We start from the raw sequence: 20,385 nt of genomic DNA, 5'->3' as shown, positions 1-20,385 counted from the left end.
ACAATACAAGGCGCAAGACGCATGCTTTGCACTTGATACCTGCATGGAACGCCATGTCATGAATGCGCCGGATCTGAACCTGTTGATCACCCTCGACGTGCTGCTGAGCGAAGGCAGCGTCGCCCGCGCCGCCGAACGCCTGCGCTTGAGTCCGTCAGCCATGAGCCGGGCGCTGGCCCGGCTGCGCGAAACCACCGGGGATCCGCTGCTGGTGCGCGCCGGTCGCGGACTGGTGCCGACCCCGCGTGCGCTGGAGCTGCGCGACCGGGTCAGTTATCTGGTGCAGGAAGCCGAAGCGGTTTTGCGCCCGGCAGAAGTGCTCGATCCCGGCCAGTTGCGCCGCACCTTCACCCTGCGCAACACCGACGGTTTTGTCGAAACCTTCGCCGCCGCCCTGCTCGCCCGCATCGCCGAAGAGGCGTCCGGCGTGCGCCTGCGCTTTGTGCAAAAGGCTGACAAAGACAGCACGCTATTGCGCGTAGGCCGGGTGGATCTGGAAACCGGCGTGGTCGACGACAGCACCGACCCGACGCTGCACAGCCGCATTCTGTTCCGCGATCAGTGGATTGGCGTGGTGCGTGAAGGGCATCCGCTGAGCAGCGGCAAGGTCAGCGCCAAACGCTTTGCCGCAGGCCAGCACATTCTGGTGTCACGCCGTGGACGCAGCAGCGGACCGGTGGACGAAGCACTGCTTGCCTTCGGCCTGACGCGGGATATCGTCACCTCGTTCGGCGGGTTTTCGGCGGCGCTGACGCTGGTCCGTGAGTCGGACCTGATCGCCACCGTCCCGGAACGTCACACCAGCAAACTGCGCACGGGTCTGCACAGCTTCGCCCTGCCATTCCGGATGCCGGACATCAGCGTGTCGATGCTTTGGCACCCGCGCATGGACGCCGATCCGGCGCATCGCTGGCTGCGCAATTGCGTGCGGGAAGTCTGCGCCTAACGCGCATCCCCGCCAGTGGGTTTATAGAAAAGGAATTTCTTGGTCTCGGCGGTCTTGGTGTATTCCTTCGCCCAGCTCGGATGAACATTGCGGTCGTGGAAATACAGCGCGCCGTGGGTGCGATCGGTGAGCTGTCGGTTCAGCGCCTTGCCGGCGATTTCCTTGGCCAGCGCGTATTCGGCATCTTCCTTGACCTGATCCGGGCGCCCGTCGCACCACCAGGAAAACTGGCAGCTCTTGGTTTCCGAGCCCTGTTTGACCACCTCGCACACCGTACCTGGAAAGCCGTCATGCCCGAGGCGATTCATCACCACGCTCGCCACGCCTTCCATGTCGGCGTTGTCCTTGCCTTTGGCTTCCCAATAGATACTGCGTGCCAGACAGGTGATCGGATCGTCCAGCGGTGCAGCGCCGGCGGGGTCGACCGCCTGTGCTTCGGTCGGCGTGATGGCTTCGGATTTGGGTGCCGGGGGCGCGTCGGGTTTGTCGGCAGCCTTCTCTTCCAGAACCTCGGCTTTCGCTTCGGCCTTTTCCTTGATCGGAGCCTGATCGGTGGCCAGTGCCGCGCCGCTCAGCAGGGTCAACGCAAGACAGCAAAGCAACCCGTTCAATCGCATGATCATCCTTCCGGCAGGGCCCGATGCGGGCGAAGTGTTATATGGCTGAGACGCCCGGATCCCGGGCTCTTCGCGAAGTGTAGACGGCAATTTTCATGGCATCGTTCCGCAGAAAAATCAGCGCCATGAAGAAAAAGACATTGCACGAACCGGGGCCCTTTCGCGCATGATGTGCGCACTCAGCCCAAGGGAGATTTCCATGCGCTTCATGCCATCCGTTCTGCGACTCGCCGCGTTGTCCGTGGGCCTGGCGCTGGCCACTTCGGCCATGGCCACCGACGAGTCGCAATTGATCGAATCGATCAACAGCTACCGCAGCCAGCCGCAGCGTTGTGGTAGCCAGGCGTCCAGTGAGTTGCCGCCGCTGTCGGCCGATCCGCGCCTGATTCTGCCGGCCAGCGGCGTGGTGGATTTGCAGCAGGCGATGTCCAGCGCCCGCTACCCGATGGTCAATGTGCAGGCGATTACCCTGAACGGGCCAAGGGATGCGGCGTCGGCGATGAAGGCGATTCAGGAGAGCTTCTGCCAGGTGGTGCTGGATCCGCAGTTCGTCGATATCGGCGTCAGCCGCGCCGACCGTGACTGGCGCATCACCCTGGCCCGACCACTGCTGTCCGCCCGCCTCGGCGACGGTCAGGCTGAAGGCCAGAAACTCCTCGAACAACTCAACGCCGCCCGCGCCCAACCGCGCCAGTGCGGCGGTCAGGCCTTCGCAGCGACCACGCCGCTGGCGTGGAACGCGGTGCTCGGCGGCGTCGCCCAGGAACACAGCCGCGAGATGGCCAACAACAATTATTTCGACCACAAGGACCGCGACGGCCGTACCCCCGGCGACCGCGCGGAACTTGCCGGTTACAGCGGCCAGCAGGTCGGCGAAAACATCGCCGCCGGGCAGGATACGGTGCAGAAAGTCGTCGCCGGCTGGCTCGCCAGCCCCGGCCATTGTGCCAATCTGATGAACCCGCAGTACCGTGAACTTGGTGCTGCCTACGCAGTCGATCCGAAGAGCAGCGCCGGGATTTACTGGACGGCGATGTTTGGCGGGGAATAAACCTCAAGGCAGTTCCTCCCCCGAGGGGAGGAAATAAACCGCAGGCAATAAAAAACCGGAGCCAGGCTCCGGTTTTTTTTTGTGGTCAATGCGTCCTCATCCCCGCCGCATACATCGCCAGTTTCAGCAGGCTCGCCACCACCGCCAGCGAGACCACGCTGCCCAACCAGATCAGCAGCAGCCAGCCCAGACGCTTGTACCAGGGGCTGGATTTCACCTCACGCGAATCAATGGTAGCCATCGCCAATCCTCACTTTGCCGCGGAACACGTAGTAGCTCCAGAAGGTGTACATCAGGATCACCGGCAGGATGAACAGCGCGCCGATCAGGGCGAACAGCTGGCTGGTGGCCGGTGATGCCGCCGCCCACAGGCTGACCGACGGCGGGATGATGTTCGGCCAGATGCTCAGCGCCAGGCCGATGTAGCCGAGGAACATCAGCACCAGGGTGAACACGAACGGCCAGTGAGTGTGGCGCTGACGCAGCGAACGCAACAGCCCGAACAACGCCAGCACCGCCAACACCACCAGCCCGGCGAACACGGTCAGGTGCGCATGGTTGAACCAGCGGCCGGCCAGTTCCGGGTGCAGTTGCAGCGTCCACGCGCCGATCACCACCACCATCGCCAGCAACAGCCACGCCAGCGGACGGCTGTAGTGACGCATCCGCGACTCCAGCATGCCTTCGGTCTTGACCAGCAGCCAGGTGCTGCCAAGCAAGGCGTAAGCAATCACCAGACCGACGCCGCAGACCAGCGGGAACGGCGCCAGCCAGTCGAGACCGCCACCGGCGAACTGCCGATCCACCACCGGAATCCCCGCCACATACGCGCCGATCACCACGCCCTGAGAGAACGTCGCCAGCAGCGAACCGCCGATGAACGCCCAGTCCCACAGATGACGTTTTTCAGCCGGCGCCTTGAAGCGAAATTCGAATGCCACCCCACGGAAAATCAACCCCGCGAGCATGAAGATCAGCGGCAGATACAGCGCCTCCAGAATCACCCCGTAGGCCAGCGGAAACGCGCCGTACAGCGCCGCACCGCCGAGCACCAGCCAGGTTTCGTTGCCGTCCCAAACGGGTGCGACGGTGTTCATCATCACGTCGCGTTCCTGCTCGTCGCTGATCATCGGGAACAGGATCCCGAGGCCCAGATCGAAGCCGTCCATGATCACGTACATCATCACCCCGAAGGCAATGATCACGCCCCAGATCAACGAGAGATCGATACCTTGAATACCCATGACTCAACGCTCCTTTTTCAGTGGATCCGGGTCGCGGATTCGAGGTTGTCGGTAACCGCCGAAAGTGGCCGGCGCGGGGTCTGCACCTGAGTGCCTTCGGGCGGATGTTCGTGGTGCGGCTGCGGGCCCTTGCTCACCAGTTTCATCATGTAGCCGATGCCCACGGTGAACACCGAGCAGTAGATGACGACGAACAGCGCCAGCGAGGTGCTCATCTGCGCCACCGAGTGATGGGACGCCGCGTCATGGGTGCGCATCAGGCCGTAGACCACCCACGGCTGACGCCCAACTTCGGTGGTGATCCAACCCGCCAGCAGCGCAATCAGTCCGCTCGGCCCCATCAGCAGCACCAAACGCTGGAAGCCGCGATGACGGTAGACCTTGCCGTTGCGCCGCAACGCCAGGCCCAGCAAACCGACCAGAATCATCAACATGCCCAGCCCGGCCATGACGCGGAAGCTCCAGAAAATCACGGTCGAGTTCGGCCGGTCTTCTTTCGGAAAGCTCTTGAGCGCCGGGATCTGCTTGTCGAGGCTGTGGGTGAGGATCAGGCTGCCGAGGTACGGAATCTCGATCGCGTATTTGGTCTTCTCCGCCTGCATGTCCGGGATGCCGAACAGCACCAGCGGGGTCGGTCCGTTGTCGGCGTTTTCCCAGTGGCCCTCGATGGCGGCGATTTTCGCCGGTTGGTGTTCCAGGGTGTTCAAGCCATGAGCGTCACCGACCACCGCCTGAATCGGCGCGACGATCAGCGCCATCCACAGCGCCATGGAGAACATCTTGCGCACTGGTTTGCTGTCGTTGCCGCGCAGCAAATGCCAGGCTGCCGAAGCGCCGACGAAGAACGCCGTGGCAACAAACGCGGCAATCGCCATGTGCGCCAGACGGAACGGAAACGACGGGTTGAACACGATGGCCAGCCAGTCCAGCGGCATCACTCGACCGTCAACGATTTCGAAGCCTTGCGGGGTCTGCATCCAGCTGTTGGAGGCGAGAATCCAGAAGGTCGAAATCAACGTACCGATGGCGACCATCACTGTGGCAAAAAAGTGCAAGCCACGGCCGACGCGGTTCCAGCCGAACAGCATCACCCCGAGGAACCCGGCCTCGAGGAAGAACGCGGTCAGCACTTCATAGGTCAGCAACGGCCCGGTGACGCTGCCGGCGAAGTCAGAGAATCCGCTCCAGTTGGTGCCGAACTGGTACGCCATGACCAGCCCCGACACCACGCCCATGCCGAAGTTAACGGCGAAGATCTTCGACCAGAAATGGTAGAGATCGCGGTAAGTGTCGTTACGCGTTTTCAGCCACAGGCCTTCGAGAACCGCCAGGAAACTCGCGAGACCAATGGTGATCGCCGGGAAAATGATGTGGAACGAAACCGTGAACGCGAATTGAATTCGCGCCAGGTCCAGTGCCTCCAGGTTGAACATGATGATGTCCTCATCAAGGCTGAAAAGCGGCAGCACACGGCCGGGCCACCGCCAGGCGCGAACGCCTGCAGCCAGTCAAATTGCAAAAGGGTTGGATCGCGTGGGTCGGTCAGGCCACCGACGACGGGATCAGGTTGCTCGCCTCGGCGGCTTCGAGGCGGATCGCCACGAATTTCGAGGTCGGCGTGTAGGTGCGGTCACCGTAGCTTTCCAGCGGCACCAGCGGATTGGTTTCCGGGTAGTACGCGGCAGCTTGCCCGGCCGGAATGTCGTAGGCGATCAGAGTAAACCCGCTGACCCGACGCTCGCGCTCGTCGCCCCACAGCGCCACCAGATCGACCTTTTGCCCCGGTTCGAAACCCAGTCGGCGGATGTCCTGCTCGTTGGCGAATACCACGTCGCGCATCCCATATACACCGCGATAACGGTCGTCGAGGCCGTACAGCGTGGTGTTGTACTGATCGTGGGAACGCATGGTTTGCAGGATCAGATGCGGTTTGACCGGCAGGTTGCGCACGCCTTCACTGATCAGATGCTCCGGCAGCACGCAAGGGGTGAACTGGGCCTTGCCGGATTCGGTTTTCCAGACCCGGTCCGAGGCATTGTTGCCGAGGTGGAAACCACCGGGGATCAACAGCTTCTCGTTGAAGTTCTCGAAGCCCGGAATCACGTCGGCGATCAGGTTGCGGATACGCCCGTAGTCGCCCACCGCCCATTCCCAATCGATCGGGTGCTTGCCCAAGGTGGCAGCGGCGATCCCGGCAATGATTGCCGGCTCGGATTTCAGGTGCGCTGACTTCGGTTTCAGTTGACCGAAGGACAAATGCACCATGCTGAAGGTGTCTTCCACGGTCACGCCTTGCGGGCCTTCGGCCTGGACGTCGATGTCGGTACGGCCCAGGCACGGCAGGATCAGCGCGTCACGGCCGGTCACCAAATGGCTGCGGTTGAGCTTGGTCGAAATGTGCACGCTCAGGTCGAGTTTGCGCATCGCCGCGTGGGTGCGCGGGGTGTCCGGCGTGGCCTGGGCGAAGTTGCCGCCGAGCCCGATAAACACCTTGGCTTCGCCTCGCTCCATGGCGCCAATCGCCATGACCGTGTTGTGGCCGTGCATGCGCGGCACTTTGAAGTTGAAGCGTTTTTCCAGGGCGTCCACCAGTTCGGTCGGGGCCAGTTCGTTGATGCCCATGGTGCGGTCGCCCTGCACGTTACTGTGGCCACGCACCGGCGACAGCCCGGCGCCCGGACGGCCGACGTTGCCGCGCAACAGTTGCAGGTTGATGACTTCCTGCAGGGTCGGCACCGAGTGCACGTGTTGGGTCAGGCCCATGGCCCAGCACATGATCACGCTCTTGGCCCGGGCATACATGCGCGCGGCCAGTTCGATGTCATGCAGCGGCACGCCGGACTGCTCGACGATGTGCTCCCAGCTCGTGGCATCGACTTCAGCCAGATAGCTGTCGAGACCCGACGTGTGCTCGGCAATGAACGCGTGATCGAACACCGGTTCGCCGCCGGTGGCCTGGGCCTCACGTTCCCATTGCTGCAAGAACTTGGCCATGCCACGGATCATCGCCATGTCGCCGCCCAAGGCTGGACGGAAGTACGCGGTGTTGGTCGCTTCCCAGCCGTTGCTGAGCATCTCGATCGGGTTTTGCGGGTTCTGGAAACGCTCCAGCCCACGCTCCTTGAGCGGGTTGATGCACACCACTTGAGCGCCGCGCTTCACCGCTTCACGCAGCGGTTCGAGCATGCGCGGGTGGTTGGTGCCGGGGTTCTGGCCAATCACGAAAATCGCGTCGGCGTGGTGCAGGTCTTCATAGACCACCGTGCCTTTGCCGACGCCCAGGCTCTCGCCCATGCTCACCGCACTGGCTTCGTGGCACATGTTCGAGCAGTCCGGGAAGTTGTTGGTGCCGTAGGCGCGGACGAACAATTGATAGAGAAACGCCGCCTCGTTGCTGGCGCGACCCGAGGTGTAGAACTCGGCCTCGTGGGGCGATTTCAGACCTTTGAGGTGTTTGGCGATCAGCGCGAAGGCGTCATCCCAGGTGGTTTCGACATAGCGGTCGACCCGCGCGTCGTAGCGCATCGGATGGGTGATCCGGCCCTGATATTCGAGCCAGTAATCGCTTTGCTCGGCCAGGGTCGAGACTGTGTACTTGTTGAAGAACGCCGGATCGACCAGGCGGCCGGTGGCTTCCCAGTTCACCGCTTTGGCGCCGTTCTCGCAGAACTTCAGCATGCTCGCGCCGGGCGCTTCACCCCAGGCGCAACCGGGGCAGTCGAAGCCGCCGTTCTGGTTGGTCTTGAGCATGGCGCGGATGTTTTTCAGGGCGTTTTCACTGCCCAGCCAGTTCTTGGTGAGGCTGATGACAGCGCCCCAACCCGCAGCGGCGCCCTTGTAGGGTTTGTAACGGTCGACTTGTGACATGGGACTTCTCCATGACGATGCACACAGGCAAAAACCTGATCGGGTTTAAACAGCGACGACTGACTTTCAAGTTAAAAAAGCGGTCGTTTCGTTTGACGGGGCCAAGGATAGGAACCGCTGCAAAAACTTGTCTAATCGCTATTAATGACTGTGTTATCGAAAGCATCTATCACGGCTTTAAACCCTTTAAATACGGGCACTTGCAAAACCAAGAAGCGATAAATCCGGAATAATTACTTCATCATCGACAGCATCAATCGGCCGGTCATTAAGAGTGATTGGACGCTGTCTCAAGTTGCTCATAATCTGCGCCAACCCAATCCCTTCAATAGCGGATTTCACCCAAGCGAGGCTGTCATGTCAGAGCGCGTCTTGATCGATGGTTACAACCGCCGCGTCGACTACCTGCGCATGTCGGTCACCGACCGCTGCGACTTTCGCTGCGTGTATTGCATGGCCGAAGACATGCAGTTCCTGCCGCGCCAACGGGTACTGACGCTGGAGGAGATCTATCAACTGGCGCAGAGCTTCGTCGCACTGGGCACCCGCAAGATCCGCCTGACCGGCGGCGAGCCGTTGATTCGTCCCGGCGTCGTCGGCTTGTGCAAGCAGATCGCCGCCCTGCCCGGCCTGCGCGAACTGTGCCTGACCACCAACGGCTCGCAGCTCGGCAAACTCGCCAGTCCGCTGTTCGACGCCGGGGTCAAACGCCTCAACGTCAGCCTCGACAGTCTCGATGCCACGCGCTTCAAGCAGATGACCCGCACCGGTGACCTCGCCCAAGTGATCGACGGCATCGACGCCGCGCGCGCCGCCGGATTTACCCGCACTAAACTCAACTGCGTGGTGATGCAGGGCCGCAACGATCACGAGATCAACGATCTGGTGCAGTTCGCCATCGAGCGCGATCTGGACATTTCCTTCATCGAGGAAATGCCGCTGGGCATCATCAGCGAACACAGCCGCGCCGAGTCGTTCTTTTCCAGTACCCAGGTGCGCGAAAAGATCGCCGAGCGCTACACCCTGATCGATTCTGCCGAGTCGACCCAAGGCCCGTCGCGCTACTGGCGGCTAGCCGAAGCGCCGCACATTCGGCTGGGGTTCATCTCGCCCCACAGCCACAACTTCTGCGGCACCTGCAACCGGGTGCGGCTGACCGTCGAGGGGCGTTTGCTACTGTGTCTGGGGAACGAGCATTCGGTGGACTTGAAGGCAGTGCTGCGCGCTCATCCGGGCCAACCGGAACGGCTGGAGAAAGCCATCATCGAAGCGATGAAACTCAAGCCTTACCGGCACAACTTTGAAGTGAACGACGACGTGCAAGTGGTGCGTTTCATGAACATGACCGGCGGCTGACCCGCCACGTTTTCAAGGCAGAGAGCCGCATGATCATCCGACCCAAGGTCAATCAATTCGCCATTCTCTTCACCCTCAAAGGCTCGATTGCCAAACGCATCGCCCTGCGCGCCCTGATGGTGACGCTGCTGGCGTCGGCCATCGTGCTGGTGGAAATGCTTCACCCGAGCAACTTCACCAAGGTCAACGCCACGCCGTTCACTTTGCTTGGTCTGTCGCTGTCGATCTTCATGAATTTCCGCAACAACGCCTGCTACGACCGCTGGTACGAAGCGCGCAAGGCCTGGGGCGAAGTGATCGTGCATGTGCGCTCGGTGATCCGCGAAACTCACGTCATTCGCGAATCTGCGCAACGCCGCCTGTTGCTGCTCAACCTCGCTGGTTTCGCCCATGCGCTGAATGCGCGGTTGCGCCGGGAAGATGAAGCCGCCGCCAGCGCCGAATGGATCACCCCGCAACACGATGCGCAGGTGCCGGACTACAGCGGGCGCATCCTGCAAACCGTCGGCCAGCAATGCTCTGATCTGCACGAATCAGGCGATCTCAGCGAATGGCGCTACATGCTGCTGGCCAATCACCTGACCAGCCTGACCCAGGCACAAGCAGTGTGCGAGCGGATCAAGAACACGCCGCTGCCCTTCCCCTACACCTTGCTGCTACACCGCACGATTTACCTGTTCTGCATCCTGCTGCCGTTCGCCATGGCAGAACCGCTGGGCTGGCTGACGCCGCTGTTCACGGCGATTGTCAGCTACACGTTTTTCGGGCTGGATGCGATTGCCGATGAACTGGAAGACCCGTTCGGCCGGGATGAAAACGACTTGCCAACCGATGCGCTGGTGCGGGGTATCGAGCGGGATATTCTGGCGGAGCTGGGGACTGAGCCTTTGCCGCCGGCGCTGAAACCGGTGGACTACGTCCTCAGTTAATCGACTGCCCCCCTTCGGGGGAGCGAAAGTCATCAATCAAGATGCGCCCAGGTCATGCGAAACGATGCCCCGCCCCACGGTGAATCACCGACCTCGACCTGCCCGCCATGGGATTGCGACACCCGTCGCACCAGCGCCAGGCCGAGGCCGAAGCCGCCCGTACGGCGGTCGCGGCTGGCGTCCAGGCGCGAGAACGGTTCGAAGATTTTCTCCCGTCCTTCCAGCGGCACGCCCGGCCCGTCGTCGTTGACCTGCACTTCGTATTGATCGCCGATACGCACCAGCGACACCTCGACCCGCTGCTCGGCATATCGAATGGCGTTGCGCAGCAGATTGATCACCGCCCGCGCCATGAACCGCGGCTCGATCCGCACTTCATCGACCCGGCAATCAACGATCAACAGCTGCACCCCCGCGGCCTCGGCCTCCAGCGCCACGCTGCCGACCACGCTGTCGAGCCAGTTGGCGGCCTGAATATTTTCGCGGGTGATCACGGTCGCGCCACGTTCGAGGCTGGCGTAGGTCAGCAGTTCGGAGACCATTTCTTCCAGCTCGCCAAGGTCGGCGTACATGTCGGCGATCAGTTCGCGGTTCTGGCTGGCGTCCGGTTGCTGCTTGAGCTGATCGAGCTCGAACGACAACCGGGCAATCGGCGTGCGCAGTTCGTGGGAGACCGCGTTGGTCAGTTCGCGCTGATTGGCGATCAGGCCTTCGATGCGCGCCGCCATCAGGTTGAAGTGGCCGGCCAGGTCGCGGATGTTCGAGCGTTTGGACAGCTGGATCCGCACCGAAAGATCGTTGTCGCCGAAGCGCTCGGCGGCCAGGCGCAGCTTTTCCAGATCGCGCCAGTGCGGGCGAACCCAGAAGTACAGGACGATGCCGAGCAGCACGGCCAGCATCAGGTAGGCCCCGGCAATGTAGAACGGCATCAGGCTCGGCTCGGGAGGCAGCTTGATGCTGAGCAACTGCGAACCACCGTCGATGTTGCTGATGAACTGGGTGTAGTCATCGCGGATCACCAGCAGATCCTGGGCCAGTTCGGCTTTCTCCTGATCGTTGAGGTTCAGTTGGTCAGCCTCGACCAGGCTCAGCGTCAGCCCGTAGTGCGGCCGTAACGCCTCCAGTTGCGCCTCGCGCGCTGAGCCCTGCTGGTCGCGCATGTGTTCGATCAGCGACCACGCCTGTCCGCGTACCGCCTCACGGTTGTAGGCCTGCATCTGGTTGTCGAGCAACGCGTTGAAGGTGTGTTCGACGGTTTGCAGCGCCGCCACCAGCCCGACCGTCATCACCAGAAACAGCCCGAGAAATAACCGCAGCATCTACAACTCCCACGCGAACGGATTGAACAGGTAACCCTTGCCCCACACGGTCTTGATGCACACCGGTTCGCGAGGGTTGTCCTTGAGTTTGTTGCGCAACTTGCTGATGTACACGTCGACGCTGCGATTGAGGCCATCGAAGGCGATGCCGCGCATGCGGTTGAGAATGTCATCGCGCGACAGGATCTTGCCGGCAGCGCTGGCCAGCAGCCACAGCAGCTCGAATTCCATGGTGGTCAGCTCGATCAGCTCGCCCGCCAGACGCACTTCGCGGCAACTGCGATCAATGATCAGGTTGCCGAACTCCAGCGAACTCACTACGCCGCTTTCCGGGACTTGCCGGCGCTGCAGGGCACGCAGGCGCGCGAGCAGGACGGGCGGCTTGATCGGTTTGATCACGTAGTCGTCGGCCCCGGACTCCAGGCCCAGAATATGGTCGAGGTCGTCTTCCTTGGCCGTCAGGATGACAATCGGCGTGTCCGACACGCTGCGGATTTCCCGGCACACGTGCAGGCCGCTCTGCCCCGGCAGCATCAGGTCGAGCACCACCACCTTGGGCTTGAATTCGAGAAACGCGGCCACGGCCAGATCGCCGCGATGCACCGTGCGCACCTCGTAGCCGTGTTGTTCGAGAAAGTGGGCGATCAGCGCGGCCAGCCGCTCATCGTCTTCCACCAGCAGGACTCTGCCAAAACCCAGGTTATCCATAACAACCGCCGCCAACCGCTTTGTGAAGTGGGCGACATTATGCGGGCATTCAATGGCGAGACGTTTATCGCAGGCAGCAAAAACCGGCCTCCGGGGCCGGTTTTCGTTGAAGTTTCATACTCTTAAGAGTTTTTAACAATTCATGCCGCGACGGGTACACCGCTGTGGAAACGGAATTCTTCGTCCGGCGATTCGATCAGGTCCTGCTCGGCGGCGCGGACTCTCTCGATCACCTGCGCGATGTCCTTGGCGTCGCCGTACTGGTAGGCCAGTTTCAGGTAACCCTGGAAATGCCGGGCCTCGCTTTTCAGCAGGCCGAAGTAGAACTTGCCGAGTTCTTCGTCCAGATGCGGCACCAGCGCTTCGAACCGCTCGCAACTGCGCGCTTCGATGAAGGCGCCGACCACCAGGGTGTCGACCAGTTTTACCGGTTCGTGGCTGCGCACCACTTTGCGCAGGCTGGAAGCGTAACGCCCGGCGTGCAGCTGGCGCAGTTCGATCTTGCGTCGCTTCATGATGCGCATCACCTGTTCGTGGTGCACCAGTTCTTCCCGGGCCAGACGCGACATCATGTTGATCAGATCGACGTGGGAATGGTACTTGGCGATCAGGCTCAACGCGGTGCTGGCGGCCTTGAACTCGCAGTTCTTGTGGTCGATCAGCAGGGTTTCCTGATCGGCCAGCGCGGCTTCAACCCAGGCGTCGGGCGTGCGGCAACCAAGGAATTCGTGGATTTCGGGAAGGATCATGGGGCTCACGGTCAAAAGGTGTTCGAGCGAAGGGCGCCGATTATACCGGCCTGCCCGCAGACCACCAGCCGCCCGCGTTGATATGCATCAAGTCGCAGACGGATGCGCAGCAACTATAGTTGTGCAACGCCGTGCCTTTTCATTGCTGGAGACTCACTCATGCAAGCCATTCGCAGCATTCTGGTGGTCATCGAACCCGAACACGCGGAAAGCCTGGCGCTCAAGCGCGCCAAGCTGATCGCCGGGGTGACCCAGGCCCATCTGCACCTGCTGGTCTGCGACAAGAAGCACGATCACGCCGGCATGCTCAGCGTGCTCAAGGCCGCGCTTTTGGCGGACGGCTACAGCGTCACCACCGAGCAGGCGTGGAACGAGAGCCTGCACGAAACCATCATCGACGTGCAGCAAGCCGAAGGCTGCGGGTTGGTGATCAAGCAGCACTTCCCCGACAGCTCGCTGAAAAAGGCCCTGCTGACCCCGGCGGACTGGAAACTGCTGCGCCACTGCCCTACCCCGGTGCTGCTGGTGAAAACCGCCGGCTCATGGAAGGACAAGGTGATTCTGGCGGCGGTCGACGTGGGCAATGCCGATGGCGAGCACCGTCACCTGCATACCACCATCATCGACCATGGCTTCGACATCGCCAGCCTGGCCAAGGGGCATCTGCACGTGATTACCGCTCATCCGTCGCCGATGTTGTCGGCGGCGGACCCGACGTTCCAGCTCAAGGAAACCATCGAGGCGCGCTATCGCGAACAATGCCGGGCGTTTCAGGCTGAATTCGATATCGACGACGAGCATCTGCATGTCGAGGAAGGCCCGGCGGATGTGCTGATTCCGTTCATGGCGCACAAGCTGCAGGCGGCGGTGACGGTGATTGGCACGGTGGCGCGCAGCGGGGTATCCGGTGCGTTGATCGGCAATACGGCCGAACAGGTGCTGGATCAACTGGAAAGTGATGTGCTGGTGCTCAAACCGCAGGAGGTTGAAGACCATCTGGTGGAGTTGGCGGTGAAACATTAAGTGTTGCGGCGTTTGTCATGTCCCCTTCGCGAGCAAGCCCGCTCCCACATGGCTTTGTGAACGACACCGGCCTGATGTGGGAGCGGGCTTACTCGCGAAGCTTTTGACCTTCAGTCGCCGAAGGCATCCTTGAGGAAACCGGGCGCGATGTAGCGCTGATAGTGCGCTTCCGACAGCAGGAAAAATTCCCGATCAATGGCATCGCGCAGTTCCGGCAGGTTCCAGTCGCGAAACTCCGGCAACAGCACCATCCCGTAGGCTTCCAGATTAATGATCACCCGCGCGCCCCGGGCAATCAGCTGATAGGCCCAGCAATATTGCGACTGATGCGGCACGAAGCGGATCTTGCGCTGTTCCAGTTGCAGGCGCAGACGCGCCGGATCGAAGACCTCGACCTTGCTGGCCATCACTTGTGACAGCAATTGCTCAAGACGCAGCCAGACCGCGCGCTTTTCTTCCTCGTTGTAACCGTTCCAGTGGATCACTTCGTGGTGGAAACGCTTGCAGCCACGGCACACCAGATCACCGTAAACGGTGGAGCAGAGGCCGACGCAGGGGGTCTTGATGGTCTGATTGGGCATAGAATGGGCAAAACACTTGAAACGCGGAACAGGTCGGCATGTTAGCCCTTTGTCCGCCATTCATCACCCCTCAAACGTCAGGGACAAGCGCTGGATCAAGGTTTGCCCCAGCCGCGCACAACGCAACCAAAGTCCAATAGAGCGCGACTTACCTTTAAATTTTTTTTGCCGTAGAATCAGCCAGCCTTTTTAGGCGCCAATGTCCGTTAGAAGCTGTTTTCAAAGCGTCACGAGCACAGTCGTTCCTTCAGAGCGGTGTTGGCGTAAGGTTTTTCCAGCGGGGAAAAGCCAAACGCCAACCCTCATCAGCTCCCCGTTCTGCAGGCGTAAAACTTTGAAAGCAGCTTCTGTAAGGAATTGCCGGTAATTCTGGCCGAACGACCCACAACGTCGTGAGGAGCATGAGTACGGCAATTTCGGGATGAGCGTCCCGGACACCCATTTGGGACCACTGATGAGGGTAATAACTGTGCTTGAAGCCTACCGCAAACATATCGAAGAGCGTGCAGCCCTGGGTATCGTTCCCCAGCCGCTTAACGCCGAACAAACTGCAGGCCTGGTCGAGCTGCTGAAGAATCCTCCGGCTGGCGAAGAAGCTTTCCTCGTTGACCTGATCACCAATCGCGTACCACCAGGAGTGGACGAAGCCGCCTACGTCAAGGCCGGTTTCCTCTCCGCACTGGCCAAGGGCGAAGTCTCCTCCCCTCTGCTGGACAAGAAACGCGCTGTAGAACTGCTCGGCACCATGCAGGGCGGCTACAACATCGTGACCCTGGTTGAACTGCTGGACGACGCCGAGCTGGCGCCAGTGGCTGCCGAAGAACTCAAGCACACCCTGCTGATGTTCGATGCCTTCCACGACGTGGCTGAAAAAGCCAAGAACGGCAACGTTCACGCCAAGGCCGTGCTGCAATCCTGGGCTGACGGCGAGTGGTTCAAGAAGCGCCCTGTGCTGGCCGACAAGATCAGCCTGCGCGTCTTCAAGGTGACTGGCGAAACCAACACCGACGACCTGTCCCCTGCTCCAGACGCCTGGTCGCGTCCTGACATCCCGCTGCACGCCCTGGCCATGCTGAAAATGGCCCGTGACGGCATCGTTCCGGACGAGCAAGGCAAGACCGGCCCGATGAAACAGATCGAAGAAATGCGCGGCCAGGGCTTCCCTATCGCCTACGTCGGTGACGTGGTCGGTACCGGTTCCTCGCGTAAATCGGCGACCAACTCGGTGCTGTGGTTCTTCGGCGACGACATCCCTTACGTGCCGAACAAGCGCGCTGGCGGTTTCTGCTTCGGCAGCAAAATCGCTCCGATCTTCTACAACACCATGGAAGATGCCGGCGCACTGCCAATCGAGTTCGACGTATCGAACATGAACATGGGCGACGTGATCGACCTGTACCCGCACGCTGGCAAAGTCTGCAAGCACGGTACCGACGAAGTCATCACCACCTTCGAAATGAAGACCCCGGTCCTGCTGGACGAAGTCCGCGCCGGCGGCCGTATCCCGCTGATCATCGGCCGTGGCCTGACCGAGAAGGCTCGCGCCGAACTGGGTCTGCCAGCGTTCGATCTGTTCAAGAAGCCGGAAGCTCCGGCTGAAAGCACCAAGGGCTTCACCCTGGCGCAGAAAATGGTCGGCAAGGCTTGCGGTCTGGCAGAAGGCAAAGGCGTTCGTCCTGGCACCTACTGCGAACCGAAAATGACCACCGTAGGTTCTCAGGACACCACCGGTCCAATGACCCGTGACGAACTGAAAGACCTGGCGTGCCTGGGCTTCTCCGCTGATCTGGTGATGCAGTCCTTCTGCCACACCGCGGCTTATCCAAAGCCGATCGACGTGACCACCCACCACACCCTGCCTGACTTCATCATGACCCGCGGCGGTGTTTCCCTGCGTCCGGGCGACGGCATCATCCACTCGTGGCTGAACCGCATGCTGCTGCCGGACACCGTCGGTACCGGTGGTGACTCGCACACCCGTTTCCCGATGGGCATCTCGTTCCCGGCCGGTTCCGGTCTGGTCGCGTTCGCCGCTGCCACCGGCGTCATGCCGCTGGACATGCCGGAATCGATCCTGGTGCGCTTCAAAGGCAAAATGAAACCTGGCATCACCCTGCGTGACCTGGTTCATGCCATTCCTTACTTCGCCATCCAGAACGGTCTGCTGACCGTCGAGAAGAAAGGCAAGAAAAACGCCTTCTCCGGCCGCATCCTGGAAATCGAAGGCCTGGAAGGTCTGACCCTGGAACAGGCGTTCGAACTGTCCGACGCCTCGGCCGAACGTTCGGCTGCCGGTTGCACCATCAAGCTGTCGAAAGAGTCGATCACCGAGTACCTGCAGTCCAACGTCACCCTGCTGCGCTGGATGATCGGCGAAGGCTACGGCGACGCGCGTACCCTGGAGCGTCGTGCTCAAGCGATGGAAGCCTGGATCGCCAACCCGCAACTGATGGAAGCCGATGCCGACGCCGAATACGCCGAAGTCATCGAAATCGATCTGGCCGACATCAGCGAGCCTGTACTTTGCGCGCCGAACGATCCGGACGACGCCCGTCTGCTGTCCAGCGTTGCTGGCGAGAAGATCGACGAAGTGTTCATCGGTTCGTGCATGACCAACATCGGTCACTTCCGCGCTGCCGGTAAACTGCTGGATCAGGTCAAGGGTCAGCTGCCAACCCGTCTGTGGCTGTCGCCGCCGACCAAGATGGACGCTCACCAACTGACCGAAGAAGGCTACTACGGCATCTACGGCAAGGCCGGCGCACGCATGGAAATGCCAGGCTGCTCGCTGTGCATGGGTAACCAGGCACGCGTTGAGCCGAACAGCACCGTGGTGTCGACTTCGACCCGTAACTTCCCGAACCGTCTGGGCGACGGCGCGAACGTCTACCTGGCCTCGGCTGAGCTGGCGTCCGTTGCTTCGATCCTGGGTCGCCTGCCGACCGTCGAGGAATACATGGAATACGCTGGCAAGATCGACAGCATGGCGGCCGACGTTTACCGCTACCTGTCCTTCGACCAGATTGCCGAGTTCCGTGAAGCTGCTGCGAACGCCAAGATCCCTGTCGTTCAAGCCTAACGCTGCAACGCAATGAAAAACGCCGCCCATCGCGAGATGTGCGGCGTTTTTTTTATGCCTGCCGGATGGGGCCTCGCCCCGCGCTGATCGTTCCCACGCTCCGCGTGGGAATGCCTCTTGTGACGCTCTGCGTCACGGTTCAGGACGCAGAGCGTCCTTGGCTGCATTCCCACGCAGAGCGTGGGAACGATCATCTTGGGACCGAACCTGCCCGCGAAGATCGCAGGCACAAAAAAGGCCGACCTGCGAGGCAGATCGGCCTTTCTTTTTCACAAGATCAGACGGGATCTTGTGTTGAGCCTCAAGCAGTCAGCGAGTAGATCAACGCCGAAATCGCCACCAGACCCACCGCGGTGACAAACACGTTCGACATCTGCCCACGATAACGGGCCATCGCCGGCACTTTACGGATCGCGTACATCGGCATCAGGAACAGGATCGCCGCGATGACCGGGCCACCGATGGTTTCGATCATGCCGAGGATGCTCGGGTTCAGGGTCGCCACGATCCAGCACACCACCAGCATGAACGCCGCCACGATGCGGTCCAGGGCCTTGGCGCCTGGACGCTTGCCGCTCTTGACGATCAAGCCTTTCAGGCCTTCGCTGGCACCGATGTAGTGACCGAGGAACGACTTGGAGATGGCCACGAACGCAATCAGCGGCGCAGCGAACGCGATGGTCGGGTTGCTGAAGTGGTTGGCCAGGTACGACAGGATCGACAGGTTCTGCGCCTTGGCTTCAGCCAGTTGCTCCGGCGACAGGGTCAGTACGCAGCTGAACACGAAGAACAGCACCATTACCACCATCAGCAGATGGGCGCGGGACAGTATCTGCGAGCTACGCTCGTCGGCGTGGACGCCGTAACGACGCTTCTGGTCCACCGCAAACGCCGAGATGATCGGCGAGTGGTTGAACGAGAACACCATCACCGGAATCGCCAGCCACAGCGTGTGCAGCAGCGCCGACGGCGCCGGCACTTTCGAAGCCGTGGTCAGGATGCCGCCGTTCCAGTGCGGAATCAGGTACACCGCCAGGAACAGCAGCGCGACGATGAACGGATACACCATCAGGCTCATGGCCTTGACGATCACTTGCTCGCCGCAGCGCACCACGGCCAGCAGGCCGAGGATCAGCACGAACGACAGTAGCGCGCGCGGTGGCGGCGTGATGTGCAGTTGGTGTTCGAGGAAACTGGCGACCGTGTTGGTCAGGCCGACGCTGTAGATCAGCAGGATCGGGAAGATCGCGAAAAAGTACAACAGGGTGATCAGCGCGCCGGCCTTGATGCCGAAATGCTGTTCCACCACGTCGGTGATATCGGCGCCTTCGCGACCGGAAAGCACGAAGCGGGTCAGGCCGCGGTGTGCGTAGAACGTCATCGGGAAGGCCAGCAGCGCGAGGATCACCAGCGGCCAGAAGCCACCCAGACCTGCGTTGATCGGCAAAAACAGGGTACCGGCGCCGATGGCCGTCCCAAACAGTCCCAACATCCAGGTAGTGTCATGGCGATTCCAGCTCGACAGTTCGGCTGGTGCTGCCGCCTCAAAGCGTTGTTCGACGCTATTGGCCTGATCATTCATCCGGTCGGATCTCCGCATTCCGGTCACTTGCCACTCGGTCAGGACGCGTCGGAAAAAACCGACAGACATGCTCCGGCCGAAACAGGGGCGCGATTCTCCGCGATAAATGAGCAGAAGCAAAGACTTAGCTGAGGAATGGTTGTGCGGAGCAGATCGGAGGCTTGTCGCTTTTGGGAAAAAGACTGTCGGCGCCAGATACGCCATATGTCGTTTTATGGAATGTACCGGCGCCGAATGAGCCATGGGAAAGCCCGATCAGATCGATCGGGCCAATATGAAGCCAAGGGACATGCAGAAGATGCCGAAGCCAAATAACCCCAACATCGGAAGCATTTCACCTTTGTGTTTGATGCGCATTCTTTCGACCCACTCATCGTGCTCTCGCTCTGAGCGTTCCATTCTGGCCTTGCGGTCATATGTACTCATGCTGATCTTCCTCTGGGTTCCCTGGGACTGACTGTTTTGAAAGGCGAACACTCAAAATTTGAAAAAAAATCCTGCTACTGCAGTGAATGCAGTCAACACCCCACCAAATACCGCGACTGGATACAGGTTCGCCTCCCATCTCAGCTTCTTTTCCTCCGCCAGCAGCTTTTGTCTTTCAGCCACGAGCTTTCGTGACTCATGTTCCAACCTGTCGAGTTCCAGGCTTTCACGATCGTTATGAAGCATTGGCCTTCCTTGGCTGATGGCAATTTCCGTCCGGATTACTGCTTCGTCATGAAGAACGCATCCCGCCCTGCTCTCTATAATTCCGCGCTTCTCACCCCGCCGCATAGCGGATGAATCCGGCAGCACTCGTAGGCAACATCCGTAAATCCCGCAGGACGGTGCGTCCATTTCCTAACGTTTTTAAACAACCTCACCGTCAGGCATTTTTCGGCTATACCCAATGGCGAATTGACTGACATCCCCGTCCAGTCCCCTCGCCTGTGGAGCCATCCCATGCCTCTCGTCCGCGTCGACATCAAGAAAAACCCGGACCCGACGTTCGCCAAACGCATTGGCGAAGTGATCTACGCCGCCCTGCGCAGCGAGATCAACGTGCCGGAACACGACAACTTTCAGGTGCTGGCCGAGCACGACGACCAGCACTTCGTCTATGACCCGCAATACCTGGGGATCCAGCGCAGCGACGGCATCGTGTTCATCCAGCTGACCATCAGCGAAGGCCGCACCGTGGAAATGAAACAACGGCTGTTCCAGACCATTGCGCGCAACCTGAACCAGCAACTGGCCGTGCGCCAGGAAGACGTGTTCATCAATCTGGTGGAAGTGAAAAAAGAGAACTGGTCGTTCGGCAACGGCATCGCCCAGTACGTGACCTGATCCTG

Annotated in this window: 19 protein-coding genes; 7 read left to right on the top strand and 12 right to left on the bottom strand. The window is 60.8% G+C overall.

Going from position 1 to position 20,385, the window contains the following annotated elements; translation table 11 throughout:
* Positions 1–58 precede the first annotated feature (58 nt).
* A complete protein-coding gene (locus K5E37_RS15040) occupies positions 59–946 on the top strand; it encodes a LysR family transcriptional regulator (protein ID WP_221534370.1) in 888 nt (295 codons plus the stop codon).
* Here K5E37_RS15040 and K5E37_RS15035 read toward each other — a convergent pair.
* Positions 943–1,563, bottom strand: a complete 621-nt coding sequence (locus K5E37_RS15035; protein ID WP_085602809.1) for a cell wall hydrolase — start codon at positions 1,561–1,563, stop codon at positions 943–945. The genes K5E37_RS15040 and K5E37_RS15035 overlap by 4 nt on opposite strands.
* A gap of 199 nt (positions 1,564–1,762) precedes the next feature.
* Here K5E37_RS15035 and K5E37_RS15030 point away from each other — a divergent pair, with 199 nt between their 5' ends.
* A complete protein-coding gene (locus K5E37_RS15030; RefSeq protein ID WP_085602807.1) occupies positions 1,763–2,614 on the top strand; it encodes a CAP domain-containing protein in 852 nt (283 codons plus the stop codon).
* An 85-nt stretch (positions 2,615–2,699) separates the two neighbouring features.
* Here K5E37_RS15030 and K5E37_RS15025 read toward each other — a convergent pair whose 3' ends face one another.
* The 4 genes from K5E37_RS15025 to K5E37_RS15010 form a co-directional block, all read right to left on the bottom strand.
* Complete coding sequence (locus K5E37_RS15025) at positions 2,700–2,855, bottom strand: DUF2474 domain-containing protein (protein ID WP_102687029.1); 156 nt, start codon at positions 2,853–2,855, stop codon at positions 2,700–2,702.
* Entirely contained in the window at positions 2,842–3,858 is a 1,017-nt protein-coding gene (cydB, locus tag K5E37_RS15020; protein WP_007950588.1) for a cytochrome d ubiquinol oxidase subunit II, read from the bottom strand. Before cydB ends, K5E37_RS15025 begins: the two co-directional genes overlap by 14 nt.
* Positions 3,859–3,875: 17 nt before the next feature.
* Positions 3,876–5,291: a cytochrome ubiquinol oxidase subunit I gene (locus tag K5E37_RS15015; RefSeq protein WP_221534270.1), complete on the bottom strand. Its 1,416-nt coding sequence runs from the start codon at positions 5,289–5,291 to the stop codon at positions 3,876–3,878.
* A 109-nt stretch (positions 5,292–5,400) separates the two neighbouring features.
* Positions 5,401–7,725: an FdhF/YdeP family oxidoreductase gene (locus tag K5E37_RS15010; protein WP_221534268.1), complete on the bottom strand. Its 2,325-nt coding sequence runs from the start codon at positions 7,723–7,725 to the stop codon at positions 5,401–5,403.
* 357 nt (positions 7,726–8,082) lie between these two features.
* Between K5E37_RS15010 and moaA the strand changes: the two genes are divergently transcribed.
* Together moaA and K5E37_RS15000 are read left to right on the top strand one after the other, a co-directional pair.
* Positions 8,083–9,081 (top strand): GTP 3',8-cyclase MoaA, encoded by a 999-nt coding sequence (gene moaA / locus K5E37_RS15005; protein WP_221534265.1) that lies wholly within the window; start codon positions 8,083–8,085, stop codon positions 9,079–9,081.
* 29 nt (positions 9,082–9,110) lie between these two features.
* Positions 9,111–10,010, top strand: coding sequence for a bestrophin family protein (locus tag K5E37_RS15000; protein WP_127798524.1), 900 nt, complete (start codon positions 9,111–9,113; stop codon positions 10,008–10,010).
* A gap of 32 nt (positions 10,011–10,042) precedes the next feature.
* Here K5E37_RS15000 and K5E37_RS14995 read toward each other — a convergent pair whose 3' ends face one another.
* From K5E37_RS14995 to K5E37_RS14985, 3 genes are all read right to left on the bottom strand, one after another.
* Complete coding sequence (locus tag K5E37_RS14995; protein ID WP_221534263.1) at positions 10,043–11,329, bottom strand: ATP-binding protein; 1,287 nt, start codon at positions 11,327–11,329, stop codon at positions 10,043–10,045.
* Positions 11,330–12,037 carry a response regulator gene (locus tag K5E37_RS14990; protein ID WP_007958821.1) on the bottom strand — a complete coding sequence of 236 codons (708 nt, stop codon included), beginning with the start codon at positions 12,035–12,037 and terminating at the stop codon, positions 11,330–11,332.
* A 140-nt stretch (positions 12,038–12,177) separates the two neighbouring features.
* Positions 12,178–12,786, bottom strand: coding sequence for a tRNA-(ms[2]io[6]A)-hydroxylase (locus tag K5E37_RS14985; protein WP_085602796.1), 609 nt, complete (start codon positions 12,784–12,786; stop codon positions 12,178–12,180).
* Between the two features lie 159 nt (positions 12,787–12,945).
* Here K5E37_RS14985 and K5E37_RS14980 point away from each other — a divergent pair, with 159 nt between their 5' ends.
* Entirely contained in the window at positions 12,946–13,809 is an 864-nt protein-coding gene (locus K5E37_RS14980) for a universal stress protein (RefSeq protein WP_085602794.1), read from the top strand.
* A 110-nt stretch (positions 13,810–13,919) separates the two neighbouring features.
* Here the strand turns inward: K5E37_RS14980 and K5E37_RS14975 are convergent, their stop codons facing one another.
* Complete coding sequence (locus K5E37_RS14975) at positions 13,920–14,390, bottom strand: DUF1289 domain-containing protein (protein ID WP_221534261.1); 471 nt, start codon at positions 14,388–14,390, stop codon at positions 13,920–13,922.
* 469 nt (positions 14,391–14,859) lie between these two features.
* On the opposite strand from K5E37_RS14975, the gene acnB reads away from it, so the two are divergent.
* Positions 14,860–17,469, top strand: coding sequence for a bifunctional aconitate hydratase 2/2-methylisocitrate dehydratase (acnB, locus tag K5E37_RS14970; protein WP_045121882.1), 2,610 nt, complete (start codon positions 14,860–14,862; stop codon positions 17,467–17,469).
* Between the two features lie 301 nt (positions 17,470–17,770).
* Here acnB and K5E37_RS14965 read toward each other — a convergent pair whose 3' ends face one another.
* From K5E37_RS14965 to K5E37_RS14955, 3 genes are all read right to left on the bottom strand, one after another.
* Positions 17,771–19,051 (bottom strand): HAAAP family serine/threonine permease, encoded by a 1,281-nt coding sequence (locus K5E37_RS14965; protein ID WP_221534259.1) that lies wholly within the window; start codon positions 19,049–19,051, stop codon positions 17,771–17,773.
* Between the two features lie 255 nt (positions 19,052–19,306).
* Complete coding sequence (locus tag K5E37_RS14960) at positions 19,307–19,477, bottom strand: hypothetical protein (protein ID WP_167748742.1); 171 nt, start codon at positions 19,475–19,477, stop codon at positions 19,307–19,309.
* Positions 19,478–19,528: 51 nt separating this feature from the next.
* Positions 19,529–19,723, bottom strand: coding sequence for a hypothetical protein (locus K5E37_RS14955; RefSeq protein ID WP_074688773.1), 195 nt, complete (start codon positions 19,721–19,723; stop codon positions 19,529–19,531).
* Positions 19,724–19,996: 273 nt separating this feature from the next.
* On the opposite strand from K5E37_RS14955, the gene K5E37_RS14950 reads away from it, so the two are divergent.
* Positions 19,997–20,380 (top strand): tautomerase family protein, encoded by a 384-nt coding sequence (locus tag K5E37_RS14950; protein WP_007958838.1) that lies wholly within the window; start codon positions 19,997–19,999, stop codon positions 20,378–20,380.
* The last annotated feature ends 5 nt before the right edge of the window (positions 20,381–20,385 follow it).

Source organism: Pseudomonas sp. RIT778, from assembly GCF_019718735.1.
Taxonomy (GTDB): domain Bacteria; phylum Pseudomonadota; class Gammaproteobacteria; order Pseudomonadales; family Pseudomonadaceae; genus Aquipseudomonas; species Aquipseudomonas aphyarum.
This window is presented reverse-complemented; position numbering and strand designations above follow the sequence as displayed.